19 protein-coding genes are annotated in these 21,304 nt (G+C 42.8%); 10 read left to right on the top strand and 9 right to left on the bottom strand.

All coding sequences use genetic code 11. The features are described from left to right. Window positions 1-693, bottom strand: coding sequence for a heme exporter protein CcmB (ccmB, locus tag J7384_RS04025; protein WP_209111587.1), 693 nt, complete (start codon window positions 691-693; stop codon window positions 1-3). A gap of 50 nt (window positions 694-743) precedes the next feature. Further along, the gene (ccmA, locus tag J7384_RS04020; RefSeq protein ID WP_209111586.1) at window positions 744-1,412 is read right to left on the bottom strand and encodes a cytochrome c biogenesis heme-transporting ATPase CcmA; all 669 of its coding nucleotides are present in this window, start codon (window positions 1,410-1,412) and stop codon (window positions 744-746) included. A 233-nt stretch (window positions 1,413-1,645) separates the two neighbouring features. On the opposite strand from ccmA, the gene J7384_RS04015 reads away from it, so the two are divergent. From J7384_RS04015 to hemH, 7 genes are all read left to right on the top strand, one after another. Then, window positions 1,646-2,062 (top strand): BLUF domain-containing protein, encoded by a 417-nt coding sequence (locus J7384_RS04015; protein WP_209111585.1) that lies wholly within the window; start codon window positions 1,646-1,648, stop codon window positions 2,060-2,062. A gap of 196 nt (window positions 2,063-2,258) precedes the next feature. Continuing rightward, the gene (locus J7384_RS04010) at window positions 2,259-4,268 is read left to right on the top strand and encodes a heme lyase CcmF/NrfE family subunit (RefSeq protein WP_209111584.1); all 2,010 of its coding nucleotides are present in this window, start codon (window positions 2,259-2,261) and stop codon (window positions 4,266-4,268) included. A 36-nt stretch (window positions 4,269-4,304) separates the two neighbouring features. After that, the gene (locus J7384_RS04005) at window positions 4,305-4,841 is read left to right on the top strand and encodes a DsbE family thiol:disulfide interchange protein (RefSeq protein ID WP_209111583.1); all 537 of its coding nucleotides are present in this window, start codon (window positions 4,305-4,307) and stop codon (window positions 4,839-4,841) included. Between the two features lie 2 nt (window positions 4,842-4,843). Beyond that, window positions 4,844-5,425, top strand: a complete 582-nt coding sequence (locus tag J7384_RS04000) for a cytochrome c-type biogenesis protein (RefSeq protein WP_348523839.1) — start codon at window positions 4,844-4,846, stop codon at window positions 5,423-5,425. A gap of 3 nt (window positions 5,426-5,428) precedes the next feature. Further along, window positions 5,429-6,697: a c-type cytochrome biogenesis protein CcmI gene (gene ccmI / locus J7384_RS03995; protein ID WP_209111582.1), complete on the top strand. Its 1,269-nt coding sequence runs from the start codon at window positions 5,429-5,431 to the stop codon at window positions 6,695-6,697. 70 nt (window positions 6,698-6,767) lie between these two features. Beyond that, window positions 6,768-7,358: a glutathione peroxidase gene (locus J7384_RS03990; protein ID WP_247741612.1), complete on the top strand. Its 591-nt coding sequence runs from the start codon at window positions 6,768-6,770 to the stop codon at window positions 7,356-7,358. Window positions 7,359-7,443: 85 nt separating this feature from the next. Then, window positions 7,444-8,469: a ferrochelatase gene (gene hemH, locus J7384_RS03985; RefSeq protein WP_209111581.1), complete on the top strand. Its 1,026-nt coding sequence runs from the start codon at window positions 7,444-7,446 to the stop codon at window positions 8,467-8,469. Between the two features lie 40 nt (window positions 8,470-8,509). Here hemH and J7384_RS03980 read toward each other — a convergent pair whose 3' ends face one another. Further along, window positions 8,510-9,682: a hypothetical protein gene (locus J7384_RS03980; protein WP_209111580.1), complete on the bottom strand. Its 1,173-nt coding sequence runs from the start codon at window positions 9,680-9,682 to the stop codon at window positions 8,510-8,512. 195 nt (window positions 9,683-9,877) lie between these two features. Here J7384_RS03980 and J7384_RS03975 point away from each other — a divergent pair, with 195 nt between their 5' ends. From J7384_RS03975 to J7384_RS03965, 3 genes are read left to right on the top strand one after another with little or no spacing between them, the layout of a single operon-like run. Beyond that, entirely contained in the window at window positions 9,878-10,708 is an 831-nt protein-coding gene (locus J7384_RS03975; RefSeq protein WP_209111579.1) for a hypothetical protein, read from the top strand. Next, window positions 10,705-11,184, top strand: coding sequence for a pilin (locus J7384_RS03970; protein ID WP_209111578.1), 480 nt, complete (start codon window positions 10,705-10,707; stop codon window positions 11,182-11,184). The genes J7384_RS03975 and J7384_RS03970 overlap by 4 nt, the downstream gene beginning before the upstream one ends. A 59-nt stretch (window positions 11,185-11,243) precedes the next feature. Further along, the gene (locus tag J7384_RS03965) at window positions 11,244-11,660 is read left to right on the top strand and encodes an acyl-CoA thioesterase (RefSeq protein WP_209111577.1); all 417 of its coding nucleotides are present in this window, start codon (window positions 11,244-11,246) and stop codon (window positions 11,658-11,660) included. Between the two features lie 3 nt (window positions 11,661-11,663). Here J7384_RS03965 and J7384_RS03960 read toward each other — a convergent pair whose 3' ends face one another. The 6 genes from J7384_RS03960 to J7384_RS03935 all read right to left on the bottom strand — a co-directional run bounded on the left by J7384_RS03960 (window position 11,664) and on the right by J7384_RS03935 (window position 21,293). Continuing rightward, window positions 11,664-14,798, bottom strand: a complete 3,135-nt coding sequence (locus J7384_RS03960) for a CusA/CzcA family heavy metal efflux RND transporter (RefSeq protein ID WP_209111576.1) — start codon at window positions 14,796-14,798, stop codon at window positions 11,664-11,666. Further along, a complete protein-coding gene (locus tag J7384_RS03955) occupies window positions 14,798-16,321 on the bottom strand; it encodes an efflux RND transporter periplasmic adaptor subunit (protein WP_209111575.1) in 1,524 nt (507 codons plus the stop codon). The genes J7384_RS03960 and J7384_RS03955 overlap by 1 nt, the downstream gene beginning before the upstream one ends. 80 nt (window positions 16,322-16,401) lie before the next feature. After that, window positions 16,402-16,836: a hypothetical protein gene (locus J7384_RS03950; protein WP_209111574.1), complete on the bottom strand. Its 435-nt coding sequence runs from the start codon at window positions 16,834-16,836 to the stop codon at window positions 16,402-16,404. A gap of 192 nt (window positions 16,837-17,028) precedes the next feature. Continuing rightward, window positions 17,029-17,238 carry a cold-shock protein gene (locus J7384_RS03945; RefSeq protein ID WP_209111573.1) on the bottom strand — a complete coding sequence of 70 codons (210 nt, stop codon included), beginning with the start codon at window positions 17,236-17,238 and terminating at the stop codon, window positions 17,029-17,031. Between the two features lie 444 nt (window positions 17,239-17,682). Continuing rightward, window positions 17,683-18,126 (bottom strand): hypothetical protein, encoded by a 444-nt coding sequence (locus J7384_RS03940; protein ID WP_209111572.1) that lies wholly within the window; start codon window positions 18,124-18,126, stop codon window positions 17,683-17,685. A gap of 308 nt (window positions 18,127-18,434) precedes the next feature. After that, the gene (locus J7384_RS03935; RefSeq protein WP_209111571.1) at window positions 18,435-21,293 is read right to left on the bottom strand and encodes a valine--tRNA ligase; all 2,859 of its coding nucleotides are present in this window, start codon (window positions 21,291-21,293) and stop codon (window positions 18,435-18,437) included. Between the last annotated feature and the right edge of the window lie 11 nt (window positions 21,294-21,304).

The following is a 21,304-nucleotide window of genomic DNA, read 5'->3' as shown; positions in this document are numbered from 1 at the left end:
TTAGTTTGTACTCACTTTTAATGCGGCTCCAATTGCTAGTGGAGCAAGAGTTAATGACGTAAAGAATAACGCGGCAATTATAGCAAGTTGGCCGCTGTAGGGTAAGCTCAAGCCCGCAGTATCTATCGCGCTAGTGGCAAAAATTAATACCGGAATATAGAGCGGCAATACCAGTAAGCTCAGTAGCACACCACCTTTTTTTATACCGACCGTTAGTGCAACACCAATGGCACCAATAAGGCTTAATACGGGGGTACCAATTAATAGGGTTAACATTAGTGCGACAAAACTTTGCTCCGGTAAATAGAGCAACGCTGCCAGTAATGGCGCAATTAAAATCAGTGGTAGCCCAGTAATTAGCCAATGAGCGAAGACTTTTGCTAGCACCCAGACGAAAACCGGATAGGGGCTTAAAAGCAGTTGTTCTAGTGAACCATCTTGATAGTCAGACTTAAACAATCTGTCTAACGACAATAAGGTCGATAACAGCGCTGCCACCCAAATAATACCCGGGGCAATACGCGCCAGAGTATTTGCTTCAGGGCCAATACCCAAAGGAAATAGGGTGATAATAATGACGAAAAATAGCAGCGGATTAATAATGTCGTCTTTGTGACGCAAAGCAATAGTGAGGTCGCGCTTGAGCACTAAATTAAATAGCTTGCTGTAAGATAAATTAGCGGATGTTGTCATATTAATTGTCTATTGCGCTGCTTTTGGCTCTTCGTTGGTTGTGCTCTTAGTTAGAACTGATATTCCAAGGTAATCTTTTTTACTTTATCAGCGCAAATAGATAAATCTTGATGAGTTGTCAGTATTACACACCCGCCTTGGTTAGTGTGCGCGATAAATAGCTGTTCTAAATCGGCGACGCCTTGTTTATCTATGGCAGTAAATGGCTCGTCTAAAATCCATATCGCGTTGGCGTTTGCTCCGTTGCTGTCGTTATTTTGTTTGGCATTTAATGCAGCATAAAGTCTCGCTAAGGCTATTCTTCTATGTTGACCGGCACTAAGATGCGACGCCAAACTGTCTTCAAAACCGAGTAAATTGACTTTGTCTAACGAAGCTTGTGCATAGTCATTACTTAAATTGTGCAGTGAAAGATTGAAGTTCAGGTTTTCTTCTGCGCTTAACTCGCCTTTAACTCCCGGTGTATGGCCGAGGTAAAGCAAGGCTTGGTGATAGGCTTCACTGTCTGTTTTTATCGATGATTCTTGATACCGAACACTGCCTTCGTAAGGCTGTGACAAACCAGCTAAAATTCGCAATAAGCTGGTTTTTCCTGCACCGTTAGGACCTTCAATTTGGACGATGTCGCCGGGATAAATATCAAAGCTTAAATCGTCAAAAAGAATGCGATCCTCACGAATACAAGTTAGGTTTTGGGCAGATAATAACGACGCGGACAAGTCAGCACACTAATCAACAACAAAAAGTAGTGCCGATTATACCGATTAAGTGCCCCAGTTACACAATTTGATGGCGAAATTTTTAGCGCATTTGGGCAGATATTGACAGTTTTTTTAGCTAGATCAAGTTTTAGCAAGCCGATTTTACTTTACAAAACTTGTGATTGATTTACTTTATCACTACTGCTAGGTTTGATTCTGCCAGCTACCTTCCCCTAATTTACGGATAACGAGTGGACAAGCACAAAATGAAACACCTGATCTACCGCAGTGAGAGTGAAATGGCTAGGATTAGCTTGGCCGATATTTTACTCACTTCAAGGGTTAACAATAACAAGTTTGGTATTACTGGCTTTTTGGTTGCACACTCACGAGGCTTTATTCAACTGATTGAAGGTGAAGAAACCGCTGTTAACCAACTCTATCAAAACATTAGTCAAGATTTACGCCACGCAAATGTTGCCATAATCACTACTGGTCACAGCAAACAGCGATATTTTCCAAACTGGGACATGGGTTATGCCTATATCTCTAGTCAGCATCAGCTGATGCAAATCAATGCAATCAGTGACGCTAATAACGCATCAGTGATCAAAACCTTCACTCAATTAGTCACATCAGAGGTCACTCCGTTGACTCGACATGGTTAACCCAGATCAAATTTTCCGCTGAAACTCATTGTTAAGGTAAAAAGCTACTCTAAAAATCTCGTTTAGTTGTGATAGAATATTGGGCGTTTTTTGACTGCCTTTCGTATATTGTGGCTGATTAATGTCATTATTAGCATCACCTTTCTAGGTTAGTCTTTCTATCTTTATTGTGCTGTTATTGCCTGTTGGAGAATACATGATCCCTGAGCTTGGCCATTTTGCCCTGATTATCGCCTTAGCTTTTGCTATTTGTTTGAGTATTGTGCCTTTAGTCGGCGTTTATCGCCAGCAAGAAAAATTAACGCGATATGCCAAACCACTTACTTTTGGCATGTTTGCCTTCACCGCTATTAGTATCATAATTCTCGGTTATAGCTTCGTTATTGACGATTTTTCAGTGCGTTATATTGCCGGCCATTCCAATAGTCATTTACCCTATTATTTTAAAATTAGTGCCGTTTGGGGCGGTCACGAAGGGTCGTTGTTGTTGTGGGTATTTTCGTTAACGGCATGGACTATGGCGGTTGCCAAATTTAGTAAGGGTATCGATGAAGCGTTTGTCGCTCGAGTGCTAGCGATTATGGGTATGATCTCGGTTGGCTTCATGCTGTTTACCTTGTTAACCTCGAACCCGTTTGAGCGCTTATGGCCAGTTGTACCGGTTGAAGGGCGAGACTTAAACCCACTGTTGCAAGACGTTGGCCTGATTATTCATCCACCGATGCTTTACATGGGCTACGTAGGTTTCTCTGTAGCATTTGCTTTTGCCGTTGCCGCGTTAATGGTGGGGAAAATGGACGCCGCGTGGGCGCGTTGGTCGCGAATGTGGACGGTTGGCGCATGGATTTTCCTTACGTTAGGAATTGCCCTTGGCAGCTGGTGGGCGTATTACGAACTTGGCTGGGGCGGCTGGTGGTTCTGGGATCCAGTTGAAAATGCCTCATTTATGCCGTGGTTAGTGGGGACAGCGTTAATTCACTCGCTAGCGGTTACCGAAAAGCGCGGTACCTTTCGCAATTGGACGGTACTACTAGCAATATTTACCTTTAGCTTGAGCTTGTTGGGTACCTTTTTAGTGCGCTCTGGTGTGATAACGTCAGTGCATTCATTTGCTGCCGATCCAACTCGCGGTGCTTTTATTTTATTACTTTTAGCCATTGCTGTTGGTGGCTCGTTAACGCTTTATGCCTTTAGAGCGAGTAATGTACAGAGCTTCTCGCGGTTTTCGTTTTATTCAAGAGAAACAGCATTGCTGCTGTGTAACATCATTTTAGTGGTCTCTGCTCTGGCAATTTTGCTAGGTACCCTTTATCCGCTCTTGGTTGATGCCATGGGCTTAGGCAAGCTGTCAGTTGGACCTCCTTATTTCAACTTGGTTTTTGTCCCACTGATGGCCGTACTGTTTGTCGTGATGGGCATTGGGCCGCTTATTCGCTGGAAAAAAGCAAAACAAGGCGAACTTGCCAAGCAAATTAATCCATTAACCTTGATTAGCGTTGCCGTTGGCGCGGTGTTCCCATTCGCCTACGCCGGTGAATTTAATATTTGGGTCGCTGTCGGCATTGCATTGGCGACTTGGGTTGCGTTAGTGGTACTAAAAGAGCTATATAACCAGTTAAAACAGGCTGACGGTAGTTTCTCGTTTAACAAAGTAAGCCTGAGCCAATTGGGTATGACAACGGCTCATGCTGGGATTGCCATAACGATTGTTGGTGTCGTGTTAGTGTCGAATTACGAAACTGAGACTAACGTTAAAATGTTCAAAGGAGATCGTCTTGAGGTCGCTGGTTTTGGCGTTCAATTCGATGGCATCAAAATGGTTAAGGGACCAAACTATACGGCAGAGCAAGGCCAGCTTGCTATTTACAAAGGCGACGAATTTCTTACTTTGTTAAAACCTGAGCGCCGTACTTATATGGTACAAACCATGGGCATGACGGAAGCGGGTATTGATCCTGGCTTATTCCGCGATGTTTACGTCGCCCTTGGCGATCCGCTAAGCGATGGTGCTTGGGCTATTCGCGTGCACATTAAGCCTTTTGTTCGTTGGATTTGGCTTGGTGCTATTTTTATGGGCTTAGGCGGGTTGTTTTCCATTCTCGACAAACGCTATCGAGCGCGAGCCAGTGTTAAAGCTGGGCAAAAAAGTCAGGCACGGACAGCACCTGTCGCAATTGCCAACAGTAATGCCAACGCATCTAATTAATCATAAAAATAACTTGAGTAGGTAGCCGTAATTGTTATGAACAAATTAATTCGATTTTTACCCTTAATTGTTTTTATTGTGTTGGGTGTTGTGCTTTATCGAGGTTTGTCATTAAATCCGCAAGATTTACCATCAGCACTGGTGGGTAAGCCTATGCCAGTATTTAATTTACCGGCATTAAAAAATCCCGAGCGAGACCTTACCGAGCAAGCACTAAAAGGCCATATTAGTTTAGTCAACGTATGGGGAACTTGGTGTCCGTCATGTCGTTATGAACACCCTTATTTGGTTGACTTAGCTAAGAGTGATCGCTTTAAGCTTTACGGTATTAATTGGAAAGATGATCGCGACTTAGCCAAAGAGTGGTTGGTAAAGTTAGGTGACCCGTACCAGTTTTCAATTTTCGACGAATTCGGCAAATTAGCGATTGATTTAGGCGTATATGCGGCGCCTGAAACTTTTGTCGTCGATAAGCACGGAATTATTCGCATGCGCTTTGCTGGGCCTATTGATGCCAACGTTTGGCGAGAGAAATTTGAGCCGGTCATTCAGCAGCTTGAGCAGGAGGGCTAGCCGTGAATACTAAACTTGTAGCCAAGAACTTTGGGTTGTCGTCGCTACTGCTGACTTTTTTGTTGAGTATCTCGATAAGCATGACTTTTTCTGTTGATGCCAGCCCGGTAGATACCTATCAATTTGATAATGAGGTTTTAAAAACCCGCTACCAAGCCTTGGTTAAAGAGCTTAGATGCCCCAAGTGTCAAAATCAGAATCTGGCGGATTCTAACTCGCAGATTGCGATAGACTTGCGCCGCGAAGTCTACAATATGTTACACGAAGGTAAGGCAGATAAAGAGATTGTCGACTTTATGGTTGCCCGTTATGGCGATTTTGTTTTGTATCGCCCTAAGCTTTCTAAGGTGACTTATGTGCTGTGGTTTGCACCAGCGGTATTGTTTTTATTGGGCATCATCATTGTCATCGTGATGGTTCGCAAGCGCGCTGGTAATGCTAATAAAGCTGAACTGTCAGCGGATGAAAATCAGCGCTTGGCGGCAATTTTAGAACAAGTCAATGATGAAACGGTGCAGCAGTCAGTGCCGGCAACGCAAGTGTCGCCAGAAATAAATAAAGAATTAAACAAGGGTAGTGAATAAGCGATGATTTCTTCTGTATTTTTATTAGTTGCTTTTATTCTACTGACGCTAGCGATTATTTGGTTTCACTTTTTGCGTCAAAATAATCAGGCTAAAAGCTTAGAGCAGTATCGAGATCAAACGAATGTTCAGCTCTATTACGAACATAAAGCCGAGTTAGAAGCCGATTTCGAGCAAGGCAATATTGCTGATGAAGATTTCAAATACTTAATGGCTGAGCTCAATAAGAGCTTGTTACAAGACGTTGAAGCGGCCGAGCAAGCGCAAAGTGCTGATAGCCAAGGGGTGAAAGCAACCTCTTTAGTGTGGCCGAGTGTGATAACGCTGTTTGTTTTGGTGTTTAGCTTTGGTTTTTATTTGCAAACGGGTGCTTATGAAGTGTTATCTGAGCCGCAGGCGGCGCAGCCAAATGCAGAGCAAGTTGTCGCAGAACAAAAGGCGGTTCAAGAAGCGATGGCACAGATTCGCAAGCTTGAACAAATCTCAAGTCAAGCACCTGATAATGCTGACAATTGGTATCAGTTAGGTCAAGCCTATGTCGCCGTTGGTAACTTCTCTGGTGCCAATGCTGCTTTTGATCAAGTAATGCGCATTGAAGGGCCGCAAGCCGATTTATTCGGCGCTAAAGCACAAGCGACTTATTACCAAAGCAACCAACAAATTACCCCGCAAGTACAAGGCTTTATTGATCAAGCATTGGCGATTGACGCATTAGATCCTTCAACCAATATCTTGTTGGGTATGGATAGTTTTGCACAACAAGATTACCAAGCAGCGATTAATTATTGGCAACGTGTGATCAATGATGGTCGACCTAACGTCAACATTGCTGCGCTTAATGGCGCCGTTGAAGAAGCAAAAAGTAGATTATCACTAACCGGGCAAGTACCAAGCGATACCGTTAGCGCTGAAGGGGCAAGTCCGCAATTAACGCTTGAAGTAAGTGTTAGTGAAAGTTTACAAAAAAGCGTGATCCAAGGTAAGCCGAGAACCGTATTTGTTTACGCAATTCCGGCTGAAGGCCCGAGAATGCCTGTCGCTGCGGTCAAATTATCAACGTCAGATTTACCGGCTACTATCGTGTTAAACGATGCTCGAGCAATGAGTCCGCAAATGAAATTAAGTTTGGTTAAGTCGGTCAATATCTTCGCGGTGGTTTCTAAAGATGGCAGCGTAGGTATCAAGCCGGGTGACCTTAGAGGTCAGCTCAATAATATAGACGTGAACATTAAAGCGCCGCAAGCACTTGTTATAACCGATGAGATTAAGTAACTAAGCACATAGGCAACAACAATATTGATTATTTTTGTCGTTGTTTCAGTTAGCTAGTTTGGGGAATAAAATGAAAAAAATAGCGCTACTCGCCAGTATTTGTATGCCGCTTCTTGGCGCATCAGCTGTTAGCGTTGCCGACAGTCAGCAACACGCAGCCGGTATGGCAACAAAACAGGCAGAATGTCCTGCATTTTTGCAGCAAAACTACCGTAAATTGCACTCAGAGCAAACCATTGATTTATGCCAAGCGACTGCAGGTAAAACAGTACTTATTGTAAATACCGCGTCAAACTGTGGTTTTACACCGCAGTTTAAAAGCTTAGAAGCTGTACACAAAAAGTATCAAGATCAAGGTTTAGTGGTTATTGGCTTTCCGGCAGATAACTTCTTTCAAGAAGAAGACGAAGAAAAAGACACGGCAGAAGTTTGTTTTGTTAACTATGGTGTCACCTTTACCATGTTGCAAACAACCAGTGTTCGCGGTGATGACGCCAACCCAGTATTTAAGCACTTGGCTGACAAAACCACTGCACCTAAGTGGAACTTTTACAAATACTTAGTGAGTGATAACGGCAAAAAAATTCAGCATTTTAATAGCCGTGTAAAACCCGACGATAAAAAGTTTGTTGACGCGTTAGAGTCTGCACTAAAATCGTAAGCCATAGCTGCTGATACTTTATAAGCCCGAGTACAGTTGTGCTTGGGCTTAATTTTGTTAGTCATTTAAAACTTAAGGAAATTTAATGTCTCGTTTTCGTGGTCAAGACGACAGTATTCATCAAAAAACGCGCAACCAGGAGTCAGTGACCGGTGTTTTACTGACCAATTTGGGTACGCCTGATGCGCCAGATACACCGTCATTGCGTCGTTATTTACGCGAATTTTTATCTGACCCTCGTGTTGTCGAGATTCCTCGTTTAATTTGGCTAATGATTTTACACGGCATTATCTTGCGCGTGCGTCCGGCAAAGTCTGCCAAGCTCTACAAAAGTATTTGGACTGAGCAAGGTTCACCGTTATTAGTGATAACAGAGGAACAAAAAGAAAAAGTTGAGCGAGAGCTAAAAGCGCGTTATGGCGATCGCGTTGTCGTCGATATTGGTATGCGCTACGGCAATCCGAGTATTGGCGCAGCGTTAGAGCGCTTTCATCAGCAGGGGATCAAGAAAATTGTTGTTATGCCTTTGTATCCTCAGTACGCGGGGCCAACTACGGGCTCGAGCTTTGATGCCGTGGTAAAAACAGTGCAGAAGTGGCGTTGGATCCCAAGTATCGATTTTATTAGCAGCTACCACGACAACCAAGACTATATTCAAGCCCTAGCAAACTCAGTACAAGAGCACTTCGATGCACACGGTAAACCAGATAAATTGGTGTTGTCGTATCACGGCATGCCTAAGTTGTTTCTAGATAACGGTGATCCATATTACTGTTTTTGCCACAAAACTACTCGATTATTGGCTGAAAAATTAGGCCTTGCTGAAGACCAGTTTGTTATGACTTTTCAGTCTCGTTTTGGCAAAGCTGAATGGTTGAAGCCATACACAGATGCAACGCTAGAGCAGCTGGCTAAAGACGGCGTTAAAAATATTGCGATTATTAGCCCGGCTTTTAGCGCTGACTGTTTGGAAACTATTGAAGAGTTAGAAGAGGAAAACCGAGAAGTTTTTCTCGAAGCCGGTGGTGAAACCTATACCTATATTCCTTGTTTAAACGATCGCGACGATCACATTGCGATGATCGTCAACGAACTTGACCAACACTTGTAGCAGACAAGTTCGTTGCTGAGTTTGTTAGCAATCAATATCGTTAGTTAATTTGCCAGTTTTCAAATTCAGGGGACTGGCTAAACTCTAGATAAAACGCTTCGTTGCGGAAGTTCTCCTTGGTAAATTGATAGCCAAATAGATCTTTGAGACTACTTAGCGTTTCGATGACACTAGTGTAATCTTTCTGCATGTTCTGTACTGAAACCAACGTCCAGTATGCCGCTTCAAAGTCAGGCTCCAGTGTAATCGCGTGTAAGGTGGCTTGCTTCGCTTTTTGGTGCTGTCCTTGAGCAAAGTATACGCTGGCGTTGAGGTTAGTAAGGGCGGCATCTTCACCGTATTTGTCTGAAACAGTTTTGATTGAAACTAATGCCTTGTCGAACTCTTCATTGAAAAAGTGATGATCGATAAGCATGAACTGCGTCGAATCATTTGAGCCATAATATTTATCTAGCAAAGATAACTGTTTTCTGTACTCTTGGTCGCTGAATTGCTGTGTCAGTTGCAAACCTAGATCAATCATAGCTCTAGCGTGCTTTATTTCAGCTGGTAGCTCTTGTAGCTGCTGATAGGCTTTATCGAGCTTTCCTTGGTTCCTATTGGCAACAATTGCTTTGATTTTTGCTAACAGTGTTTTGTCAACCTCCTTAACATTCAATAAAGTTTTTAGTAGAGATTGCTCAGGCTTAATGATCAATTCAGTCATTGAGCTAACCTTTACACTGAGTTTACTGCCAGAAGAGAGCAGAAACATATCAACAATTTCGGGTTTTTTTTGTCTATTTTTACCCGTGATGAGCAGCATATATTCATGTCCGCCATCAGGAAAGTCGACTCTGACTAGTGGCTGAGTATTATCAAATGTTCTCAAGTATTTTGCTTGACCATTTCTGGGGTAAACCGTTGACATAATTTGGTTGACGAAATGAAGTTTACCGCTTTGGGTAAAACCTTTAACAAAATCTCTAATATCCTTAGGCTTATCAAAAATTTGCTTCGCAACTATCTCTGCAAACTTATTTAGAGCTAAGTGCTCTGCAATCGCCTCTGAATTTTGTTGATTAATTGCATTTGCTACTGTTTCACCGAGCTGCTGGTATTGATTCTGAGATTTGGCTGCTAGGCCAATTGAACTATAACTAGCCGTAATTAATAGAATGACAAGACTGATAACATAGTTAAGAGTTTGTTTCTTCCTTGCAATATGTTGCATGCTTATTACCCGAGGTTGGATTAATTAATGTTATAAAATGACGTTAACACTTTTAAATTAGTGAAACAAACATAACGACTAATATGGAATCGAGAGGTTTGCAAATAGCTTGTTATGTTTCGTTTTTTGCTAAGTTGCTTGTTAACGAGTTACTTTCTATATTGAAGTTTACATAATGATGAAATAGGAATTTCAATGAGTTGGGATGATTTCCACTTTAACTGCCGTGTACTTAGCTGCAAACTCTCCGATGGGATGCTGCTTTCGGAAGCTCAACAGTATTTAATCGATAATTATCAAGAATATCGACAGGTCAATCTTGTCGGTGAGCAACAAAAGTTACTAGAAAAGATATTGGCGGAAAATGACTCGGTTAAGGTACATCAACTTCTCGTTACTTACGGCAGTCTTAATTTTAGCCTACAGCATAGATTAAGTAGTAAGTTGATGAAAATAAAGAGGTACTTGTTATTTCTGTTTGCCGTTTTTATTTTGACAAGTACTATTTTTAAGGTTTACGTCTTACCTGTATTTGTTGATTTTTTTGCCAAGTTTGACTCTGATGTAGTCTACAACTTACAGGCGTTTGAACAAAGCTGGTTAATATCAACTGTGCTGTTAGTAACAGTAACTGTGTTACTTCTCTATTTTATTTTTTTGGCAAAAAGATTGGGTCAGCAGCTGACCTCGAATGCCTTGAGTAAAGTTGCTAAGTTAGCACTTTCAAAAAAAGTTATTAAAGAGCTCTGCACTATTCAAGATCTGATGAATGCACCAATACAGGCAAGCTTAGGTACGGAACACGCTAAAAGTGCCAAGTTTATTCAACAGTTGAGTAAAGATAAAATTGATGTTGGTTTTGAGCTACAAGCGTTGCTGGATAAACATAAAGAACGTTTATCAATGTTAATTAATAAGCGCATGGGGAGAATATTAGTGTTTCTGTCTTTAGTTGTTTTTTATGCTATTTACTTGTTTGTGAGTAGCTTGTATGCACCAATTTTTGCTATGGGAGCGGTAGTATGAAAAAAAGCAATGGATTTACCTTAATTGAACTGATGATTGTCGTCAGTATTATTGGCATCTTGGCGGCGGTCGCGTTGCCTGCCTATCAGCCTTATATTTTTAGGGCTCATATTGCTGAGCCACTGAGCTACGCTGGCAATATCAAGCAATCAATAACACAGTTTTATGCAGATAGTTTTTCATTTCCTCATGACAATAAACAGGCGCGGTTGCCCGAACCTGATAAGTTAATTTCAAATAAAATAGCCAGTGTTGAGGTGAAAAATGGCGCGTTTCATATTTTATTGGGCAATAAAGTGCCAGAGCCGCTTAAGGGGAAATATATAACGTTTAGGCCCGCTGTCGTTAAAGGTAGTCCTAGAAGCCCTATTACCTGGTTATGTGGCTATGCCAAACCTGTTGAAGGAATGAGTGCTGTTGGCGAAAATAAAACTGATGTTGACGAAGAATTTTTACCTGGTGAGTGTGTCTTTTAGAGGCTCGATCCATTATGGTTAACCTGTTCGAATAACAAATACAGTATTAGGTAACAATAATGACAGATCCATGTAAACCAGTAGGTAGTTTAACTACTCGTGTTTTAGCAATGAACAGTGATACCAACCCCGCTGGCGATATTTTTGGTGGTTGGGTGTTATCACAAATGGATATCGCCGCCGGTATTTGTGCCGGTAAACGAGCACAAAGCCGTGTTGTTACCGTAGCTCTTGATAGTATGAGCTTTATCCGTCCGGTGAAAGTTGGCGATATTTTAGGGGTTTATACTGAGGTGGTTGAGACCGGACGCACGTCAATGGTCATTAATGTTGAAGCCTGGGTGCGCAGAGACAGAATTGGCAATCGCGAGAAAGTGACGAAAGGAAAGTTTAAATTCGTCGCACTTGATGAAAACGGTAAGTCTAAGCCATTGCCTGATGAGTCAGAGTTACCGTCTTACGTTTTTGATGTTTAGTCGTTAGCTTTGACCATTGTTTTTAATTGAGAGATAAAACAAGCAGGGCAGAAGCAGTAGCGTTAATATTAACGCGCTGACCATGCCGCCAACCATCGGGGCGGCAATTCTGCTCATCACTTCTGAGCCGGTTCCATTGCTGTATAAAATCGGCAGTAAGCCAAGAATAATTGTTGCTACCGTCATCATAATTGGCCTTATTCGCTTAACTGCCCCAGCAATAATGGCGTGTTTGATTTGCGTTTGACTCGGTTGCTCACCTGCCTTGTTATATTGCTCGAACAAGGTTTTTTGGGCTTGTTTTAAATACACTAGCATGATCACGCCTAGCTCCACCGCAACACCGGCTAGTGCGATAAAGCCAACCGCAACGGCAATTGAAAATTGATAGTTATTAACAAACATTAACCAAATACCACCAGCTAAAGAGAGTGGGATAGTGGTTAAAATCAGTAATACATCCGTCAGCTCTCTAAAGCTTAAATAGAGTAATAGAACAATAATCATCAATGTTAGCGGGATAACATAAGTGAGTTTTTCCTCAACCCTTTGCTGATATTGATATTGGCCTGCCCAAGTTAAACTGTAACCTGTAGGCAGTTCAATTGTCTGTGCTATGAGCTGATTGGCCTGTGCAATGTATTGGCTGAGCTGAGTGCTGTCGACATCAATCAGTAAAGTTGTAGTTAAACGGGCATTTTCACTTTTGATCACTGCCGGACCATCGCTAATCTCGATACTGGCGATATCGCCTAATCGCACTATTTGTCCACGACTCGATGTGAAGAATAGCTCTGCAAGCGCCTCCGGAGATTGTCGATAGTCTTGATAAAAGCGCATATTAATTGGGTAGCGAGCGAGTCCTTCAGTGGTCTCGCTGATATTGGCGCCACCGACAGCAATACTGAGTAGATTTTGTACTTCACCGCTGTTAATGCCATAGCGAGCGAGTGCTTGATCGTTAAACGCTATATTGAGGTAACGGCCACCCACTGAACGCTCTGCATACACTGAACGGCTTAATTCAATATCCATCAGCAGACTTTCGAGTTGTTTAGCTAGGCGGTCGAGAGTCGTGAGGTCATCACCAGAAACCACTAAGCCTAGCGGTGTTTTGATACCTGTAGCGAGCATATCGATGCGGGTTTTTATTGGCATGACCCAAGCGTTAGTTAAACCCGGAAACTGCACCAGTTGCTCAAACTCTTTCATTAGGGCTGCTTTGGTGAGCCCTGATCGCCACTGAGACTTTGGTTTTAAGTGAATAAAACTTTCTATCATGGTCAAAGGAGCAGGGTCAGTCGCGGTATCTGCACGTCCTATTTTACCCAGAACCGTCTCGACCTCAGGGATAGTTTTAATTAGCTTATTGGTTTGTTGCAGTAGCTCCCTCGCCTTACCAATTGATACCCCGGCATAAGTACTAGGCATATACATGATATCGCCTTCATCGAGTGGTGGCATAAACTCGCTACTTATTTGCTTGGCCGGCCAAATACTGGTGGTAGCAATTAACAATATTGTCGCTACGGTAAGTTTAGGAAATGCCAATGCTGCTTTTAACAATGGCTGGTAGAGTGAGATGAGTAAGCGATTGAGTGGATTCTTGCTTTCATCACTAATTTCTCCTTTAATCAATAGCCCCATTAATACTGGAATGAGTGTGACCGCTAAGCCCGCACTTACCGCCATGGCGAAGGTTTTAGTATAGGCTAATGGGCTAAATAGCCGTCCCTCTTGTCCTTCAAGCATAAATACCGGGAGAAAACTGACGGTGATAATGAGCAAACTAAAAAACAGTGCTGGGCCTACTTCCACTGCTGCGCGCTCAACGAGTTGCCAATGGGGAAGACGCTCAGCCATCGGCTTTTTTTGATTTTCAGCTAAGTGTTTGTGGAGGTTTTCAATCATCACAATTGCGCCGTCAGTCATGGCGCCAATAGCGATGGCAATACCAGCAAGCGACATGATATTGGCGTTAATGTGATAAAAACGCATAATGGCAAATGCTAACAGTATTCCCAATGGTAAGCTGATAACTGCCACTACTGATGAGCGTAAATGCCAGAGAAATAGCGCGCAGACCAGGCTAACAACAATGAGCTCTTCAACCAGCTTGTCGGTTAAGTGGTTAATAGCGTTGTCGATAAGTTCGGCGCGATTGTATACGGTGACTAATTCAACCCCCTCGGGTAAACCCTGTTTGAGTTGGTCGAGTTTAGTTTCAACGGCTTTTATCACTCGCTTTGCATTTTCGCCATAACGCATGACAACAATGCCTGTGACGGTCTCACCTTGGCCGTTAAATTCTGTAATGCCCCGGCGCATTTGGTTACCCATAGTGACGGCAGCAATATCTTTAAGTTGGATTGGCGTTTGCTCAGCAGACCAGCCGACGGTGATATTCTCGATTTGCTCAATAGACTGCAAGTAATGATCGCTAGTAATAATGTACTCAGCTTCCGCCATTTCAACGACTGCCGCACCCATCGCTTGGTTACTTTGCTCGACTGCCATTTTGATTTGCTGAGGCGTCAGTTTGTGAGCTCTGAGTTCAAATGGATCTAACTCAATCTGATATTGTTTGATCATGCCGCCAGCACTGGCAATTTCGGCAACACCAGAGACTGCTTGTAGTTCGGGAGTTAAATACCAATCTTGTAGGCTAGTGAGTTCGGCTAGGTTATAGTTGCCAGAGTTATCTATTAAGCTATACAAATAAACCCAGCCAACGCCAGTAGCATCTGGCCCTAAACTCGGTCGCGCTTGGCTTGGCAGCTGTTCACTGACTTGATTTAAATACTCTAATACTCGGCTCCGTGCCCAGTACAAATCTGTGTCATCATCAAAGATGATGTAGATATACGAGTCGCCAAAATATGAAAAACCACGCACAGATTTTGCTTTTGGCACGGCTAACATAGCGTTGGCTAGTGGGTAAGTGACTTGCTGTTCAACAACATCGGCAGCTTGACCTGGATACGAGGTTTTAATAATCACCTGAACATCAGATAAATCGGGGATAGCATCAACCGGCGTTTGCTTGACCGCAAATATGCCAGCGCCTGCAAGCATCAGGCTAACCAGTATCACCAACACTCGATTGGCGATCGACCATTTTATTAGCGCATTAATCATCAGTGCTTGACCTCGTGTCTAACTTCAATGGCCAACTCTAGCGCTGAAATAACAAAGTTTCCGTCAATCTCACTGAATTGAAAGCGAATTGCTGTAGCTTGATCGAGTTTATCATTTTGAGAGAAAATTTTAGTGAGCTTTGTTTGATCAAGGTGCTTAGCGAGTTGAAAATCCATTGTCATTGCCGGTTGCTGCCACTGAGGTATTGCATCGTGCTGGACGACTAAGTGGTTCATCGCTGGCATCCAGTTAAGTACTTCTCCCGTGACCCAAACGATGGCGGCGTTTTTGTCGTCAATGCGCACGAGATCTTCGCCGATCTGGGATTGGCTATCAATTAAGAATTGTGCTGAGGTGACAACTTCTTCATCGCCGACTAGGCCTTGTAAAATCAATGCCTCATGGTCGCTATAACCACCAACCGTGACAATGCGAGAGCGATACTGACCATCGCCAACTTTGACCACCACTCTGTCCATAGTACCAGTTCTAATTACCGCCGATTTATCAATAACGAGTCGATCACTGTCAGTTGCTTGTGCAAAAGTAACCTTGGCGCGCATGTTAGGTTGGTAACTGTGATTTGGATTATCTATGCGGATGCGAACACGAGCGAATTTGCTGACAGCATCGAGTTTAGGGTAAATAAAATCAACTTGAGCATTAAACCTTGATTCACTAAGAGCATCATTTGGCGCGCTTTCAAGTTTAACAGTCACTGAATCGCCGATGCTGACTTTGTGCAATTGACTTTCAAATACTTCCGCGATTAACCAAATAGTATCTAACGAGGCGATAGACATCATTCTAGTTTCTGGCTTGATGAAAAAGCCGGGACGAATATTTAAGTTTTCAATATAGCCCGATAGTGGCGCGTAAAAGGTGATATCGGACAAAACTGCTTGTTGTTCACTGATTTGCTCAATTGCACTTTCTGGTACAGCTAACGCTCTTAACTTGGCTTTGGCAGCGAGGATTAAACGCGGATCGCGATCTTTTAACGCTAATACGAGCTCTTCTTGGGCATGAGCTATTTCTGGAGAATATAAGCGATAAAGTTTTTGTCCTTTGCGGATCGCTTCACCTTGTGCCTTGACGTAGAGGTGCTCAATCCAACCTGATACGCGATTGTGAATATGGGCGGTGCGCTCTTCATCGAGTGTAAAATAGGCGTAGCTAGTAAAGCTATTGTGCCAAGGCTTTACCATTACAGGCTTGGTTTTAACACTGATGTTATTAGTGACTTCGGGTGTTAGTAATACTGTGCCGGGTTGTTGGTTTTCGAGGTTAGCACTATCTTGATAAACGGGAACCAACTCCATCCCCATTGGCGATAAACCGGGTTGATCACGGCGAAAGTTTGAGTCCATCGGCGCAACCCAGTAAAGCGGCTTTTGCTCCGCTGAGTCTTCATTTAATTGAACTGCTTGTTCTTCAACGTGCGGCTGATTTATCGCATAACCAATAAAAAATGCTGATACCACTGCGATGGCAGTGATCAAAAATGATTGTTTTGAATACATAAAATACAACTTTATTTAAACGTCAGTAAGCTCTCGCCATGGGCAGAGCGTGTTAATTGCTTAATGTGAAAAAGGCGACGTTAGCTTATCGGTGGTCGATAATGAGGAGTAAGTATTTGGTTAGGTTGAATAAATGTAGTGTGAAATAGGACTTGTTGTTGGCTTTTAGTAAAACTAAAGCTTGTTGAAGCGATGGCACTGGTCGAACAAACCGCAGGGCAACACTGACAACTATCTAAGCAGTCTGCCATCAAGGCATTACTATTTTCTGTTTGTTGTCCGTTGGACATCATTTGATGGCAAGGTGGGAGTTCTGCGTCAGCCATTGAACCAGCAGTGATAGAACCAACAGCTATTGAATCAGTATTTAAGCCTGCCATTTCTGAAAGCGCATTCATTGGCTGCAGAGTGCTTTCTGTCATCATATTGCACGGCAATGCACTAGCGATTGCTTGCAGGGAGAAGCAAATCACAAAAGCTGCTAGGTATAACTGTTTGACAAAGGATGACATCATTAAAAATAACGCTTCGGTTATAAATAAAAAATACTGGTTTAATAGAACTAGTTTAGCGGGTTTTTATTGCATGTGACAATTTTGTCAATATACGCTCTTTCACATCCATGTGACCGTGAAATACCATACATCCTGTATATAAAAAAGCAGCCCGTAGGCTGCTTCTTAAAAACTTGTATCTTGCTTTAAAAATTAAAGCGCAGTTACGTTTTCAGCTTCTGGACCTTTTTGGCCTTGTTTTACGCTGAAAGATACTGCTTGGCCGTCACTTAATGTGCGGAAACCAGAACCTGTGATAGCGCTGAAGTGAACGAAAACGTCTGGGCCGTTTTCTTGCTCGATGAAACCAAAGCCTTTCGACTCATTAAAAAATTTAACTTTACCAGTTACTGTATCAGACATACTTGCATTTCCCGTAGTCAATAATTTTAAAATAGCGATCAAATTATTTCGATCATTTTCACGGAGTAAATGCCCTCTACCCAAAAGTACAGACAGAGGAAGGTATTCCAATAACACTAGCGCGTCAGGGTGAATCATAAATACAAACAGTAATCCGTATTGCTGATTTTAACCTTCATCCGAACGCAAAAACTCAACGCGATGACAGCGTATCACAATGTTTTGTAATAAGCTGCAAAAACTTGAATAAATTTTGTCTAATCAAGTTAATGGCAACTCTACCTGTGTTATGTGACTTTCTTGTGACAATTTGACTAAATAAATCAAATAATAAGAACAATTTACTGAACGATAAAAAAAGGAGCACTATTCAGTGCTCCTCTGTACTATTTACCAGCTATTGCCGGTGCAATTTAGTGCGAACTGTCACTCAATTACAACGCTTCAATTTCCGCTTTTTGTGCGATCATTTTTGCTAGTTGAAGCAATCTGTTGAAATATGAAAAAAGTAAAGAGCAAACCAAACATAATAGTGATTGTGGTAAGAATTTTACTGACTGTATAAGGTGTTAACTCAGTTAACTCTGACAATATTATATTTTGATAAAAAACTATTACAGCGATAGGCGCTTGGATAATAATCAAGTCGCTCCAAGCAAGTAGCTCGGGTTTCAGCTTTTGGCCAAACGCTATTAGTGCGGTATATAAAACTAATATAATAAGAGTATCGTGAGCGGTTAGTAATAGACTACTTTTCCAAGTTTTCAGACCGTCTAGTGAAACTAAATAGTTAATAATTGGTGATAAACTTGCGCTTACTGAAAAAATTGTATTTATCAGAAGCACTATAAGCAGACCCATAGTAATTTTGAAAATTACATTTTTCATGTTCAAATCCTTTCTTCTTATGCCAAGTCTATTTGTTGTAGCCACTTTGCTCAAGGTGGCGGTGGCAAGCGCTCAAATGAAAAATAAGTTGTTGCACGACTAGTTTTGTCATAAGAGCATAGCCTTATTGATACGAGCTGAGGTTTTACCTAGGCAGCAGAATTGTCTATTACAATTACTCCCACTAGATATTATTATTAGTATAGTTTTATCAGTAGGTCCTTTATTAAATTCTTACTTTTTCCCGTTCCCTAACCGTGTATTAACTATTTAGTTAGAGGAACGGGGTTATTACTACTTGTATTAGTTTATAACGCTTCAATTTCCGCTTTTTGTGCGATCATTTTCGCCAGCGTTGATTCAGCATCGGCAAGTTTTTCTTTTTCCTTGTTGATTACTGCTTCAGGCGCTTTGCTAACAAAGTTTTCATTACTGAGTTTGCCTTTGGTGCGAGCAACGTCTTTCTCAAGCTTTTCAATCGCTTTTGACAAGCGGGCAATCTCGGCGTCTTTGTCGATTAATCCGGCCATTGGAATTAGCACTGACATATCGCCAATAACGGCACTGGCAGAGGCTGGTACCGCATCACCTTCGCTTAATACACTAATGCTTTCAAGCTTGGCAAGGGCACTTAAGAATTGCTCGTTGTCTTGCAGACGACGTTGGTCATCGGCGTTAACTTGCTTGAGCAACACAGGTAATGGCTTGCTTGGCGCAATGTCCATTTCACCACGAATATTGCGAATAGCGACAACAAATTGTTTCACCCATTCTAAATCGTCAATAGCTTGTTGGTCGATTAAGCTTTCATCTACTTGCGGGAAGCTTTGCACCATAATGCTGTCACCATTTGCCTCAAAGCGAGTTAATGGCGCTACGCGTTGCCAAATCGTTTCAGTAATAAATGGCATAATTGGGTGCATTAAACGCAACAAGCCCTCTAGTACAGTCACTAGGGTGTAACGGGTACCGCGCTGCTCAGCTTCGCTGCCTTTGAATAATACTGGCTTGGTTAACTCTAAGTACCAGTCACAGAATTGGTTCCAGGTGAACTCGTACAGTGCTTGTGACGCTAAATCAAAGCGATAGCTAGCGAATGCTTGATGCACTGTTTGTACCGTTTGTTGGAATTTCGCTTGAATCCAACGATCGGCGAGCGATAGTTGTATCTCACTTGCTGCATCTTTCCCGCAATCGTGCTCTTCGGTATTCATCAAGACATAACGGCTGGCGTTCCATAGCTTGTTACAGAAGTTGCGGTAGCCGTCTAAGCGCTTCATATCCCAGTTAATATCACGGCCAGTTGAGGCCAGTGCTGATAGGGTAAAACGCAAGGCATCGGTGCCGTGAGCTTCAATACCTTCTGGAAATTCTTTTTTGGTGGCTTTGGCAATTTTTTCGGCAAGCTTAGGTTGCATCATGTTGCCGGTGCGCTTGGCGAGTAAGTCGTCTAAGCTAATGCCGTCAATCATATCTAGCGGATCGATAACATTACCTTTTGATTTCGACATTTTATCGCCGTTTTCGTCGCGAATCAGGCCAGTGACATAAACTTGTTTAAATGGTACTTGTGGTTTGCCGTTTTCGTCTTTGACAAAGTGCATGGTCATCATGATCATGCGGGCAACCCAGAAGAAGATAATGTCAAAGCCAGTCACTAAAACATCAGTCGAGTGGAACTGCTTCATTAGTTCTTCTTCGTTTGGCCAACCTAAGGTTGAGAATGTCCATAGGGCAGACGAGAACCAAGTATCTAGTACATCGTTGTCTTGGTTTAGCACAACATCATCAGCGAGCTGGTTTTGCTGGCGAACTTCTGCTTCGTTGCGGCCAACGTAAACTTTGCCGTTTTCGTCGTACCAAGCTGGAATGCGGTGACCCCACCAAAGCTGGCGAGAAATACACCAGTCTTGAACGTCGCGCATCCAAGCAAAGTACATGTTTTCGTATTGTTTCGGCACGAATTCAATATCGCCGTTTTCAACTGCTTCAATTGCTGGCTTGGCTAGTGGTGCTACTCGAACGTACCATTGGTCGGTCAATAATGGCTCGATAATCACGCCTGAACGATCGCCGTAAGGCGCTACTAAGTCGTGATCTTTAACTGCTTCAAGTAAACCTAGCTCATCAAATTTGGCAACAATAGCTTTGCGGGCAACAAAGCGGTCTTGGCCGGCAAACTCGGCGGGTAGGGCGGTGTCAAAGGCGTCGGAAGGTTCGCCGTTAACATCGTAAACTTCTGCTTGTGCCAATACTGCAGCATCTTGGTCAAAGATGTTGATCATGGCTAAGCCGCAGCGCTTGCCAACTTCGTTATCGTTAAAGTCGTGGGCAGGAGTAATTTTCACACAGCCTGTGCCTTTTTCCATGTCGGCGTGTTCATCGCCAACAATTGGAATTAAACGGTTAACTAGTGGCAATAGCACGTGTTGACCAATGAGATCTTTGTAACGCGGATCTTCTGGGTTTACCGCAACGCCGGTATCGCCCAGCATGGTTTCTGGGCGCGTAGTAGCAACCACTAAGTAATCTTTGCCTTCAGCAGTTTTGGCGCCATTGGCAAGCGGGTAGCGCAAGTGCCACATATGACCTTTTTTGTCTTTATTTTCGACTTCTAGGTCAGAGATCGCCGTGTGTAATTTTGGATCCCAGTTAACTAAGCGCTTACCTCGGTAAATTAAGTCGTCTTGGTACAAGCGAACAAACACTTCTTGAACTGCTTCACTTAAACCGTCGTCCATGGTAAAGCGCTCGCGAGTCCAATCAATCGAGTTACCCAAACGGCGCATTTGTTGACTGATATTACCGCCAGACTCTGCTTTCCACTGCCAGATTTTATCGATAAAGCCATCGCGGCCGTAATCGTGACGGGTTTTGTCTTCTTCCGCAGCAATTTTGCGCTCAACGACCATTTGTGTCGCAATACCCGCATGGTCAGTACCCGACTGCCAAAGCGTTTTTTTGCCCTGCATGCGTTGGTAGCGGATTAATGTATCCATAATAGTTTGCTGGAACGCGTGTCCCATGTGCAAGCTACCAGTGACATTCGGTGGTGGAATAGCAATACAGTAGCCATCGCCGTCACCAGTTGGGCTGAAATAACCTTGCTCTTCCCAACTTTGGTATAGAGCCTGTTCAATATTTTGCGGGTTAAAGGTTTTTTCCATTGGAATCTAAC

It is taken from the genome of Endozoicomonas sp. G2_1 (genome assembly GCF_017744155.1).
Taxonomy (GTDB): Bacteria; Pseudomonadota; Gammaproteobacteria; order Enterobacterales; family Alteromonadaceae; genus JAGHQT01.
Note: the sequence above shows the minus strand (reverse complement) of the source record. Positions and strands in the feature narration are given on the sequence as shown.

Excerpts from the sequence above, each read along its gene's own strand:
- ccmB (WP_209111587.1), bottom strand. The coding sequence starts at position 693 with ATGACAACATCCGCTAATTTATCTTACAGCAAGCTATTTAATTTAGTG.
- J7384_RS04010 (WP_209111584.1), top strand. The coding sequence starts at position 2,259 with ATGATCCCTGAGCTTGGCCATTTTGCCCTGATTATCGCCTTAGCTTTT.
- J7384_RS04005 (WP_209111583.1), top strand. The coding sequence starts at position 4,305 with ATGAACAAATTAATTCGATTTTTACCCTTAATTGTTTTTATTGTGTTG.
- ccmI (WP_209111582.1), top strand. The coding sequence starts at position 5,429 with ATGATTTCTTCTGTATTTTTATTAGTTGCTTTTATTCTACTGACGCTA.
- J7384_RS03990 (WP_247741612.1), top strand. The coding sequence starts at position 6,768 with ATGAAAAAAATAGCGCTACTCGCCAGTATTTGTATGCCGCTTCTTGGC.
- hemH (WP_209111581.1), top strand. The coding sequence starts at position 7,444 with ATGTCTCGTTTTCGTGGTCAAGACGACAGTATTCATCAAAAAACGCGC.
- J7384_RS03980 (WP_209111580.1), bottom strand. The coding sequence starts at position 9,682 with ATGCAACATATTGCAAGGAAGAAACAAACTCTTAACTATGTTATCAGT.
- J7384_RS03975 (WP_209111579.1), top strand. The coding sequence starts at position 9,878 with ATGAGTTGGGATGATTTCCACTTTAACTGCCGTGTACTTAGCTGCAAA.
- J7384_RS03970 (WP_209111578.1), top strand. The coding sequence starts at position 10,705 with ATGAAAAAAAGCAATGGATTTACCTTAATTGAACTGATGATTGTCGTC.
- J7384_RS03965 (WP_209111577.1), top strand. The coding sequence starts at position 11,244 with ATGACAGATCCATGTAAACCAGTAGGTAGTTTAACTACTCGTGTTTTA.
- J7384_RS03960 (WP_209111576.1), bottom strand. The coding sequence starts at position 14,798 with ATGATTAATGCGCTAATAAAATGGTCGATCGCCAATCGAGTGTTGGTG.
- J7384_RS03955 (WP_209111575.1), bottom strand. The coding sequence starts at position 16,321 with ATGTATTCAAAACAATCATTTTTGATCACTGCCATCGCAGTGGTATCA.
- J7384_RS03950 (WP_209111574.1), bottom strand. The coding sequence starts at position 16,836 with ATGATGTCATCCTTTGTCAAACAGTTATACCTAGCAGCTTTTGTGATT.
- J7384_RS03945 (WP_209111573.1), bottom strand. The coding sequence starts at position 17,238 with ATGTCTGATACAGTAACTGGTAAAGTTAAATTTTTTAATGAGTCGAAA.
- J7384_RS03940 (WP_209111572.1), bottom strand. The coding sequence starts at position 18,126 with ATGAAAAATGTAATTTTCAAAATTACTATGGGTCTGCTTATAGTGCTT.
- J7384_RS03935 (WP_209111571.1), bottom strand. The coding sequence starts at position 21,293 with ATGGAAAAAACCTTTAACCCGCAAAATATTGAACAGGCTCTATACCAA.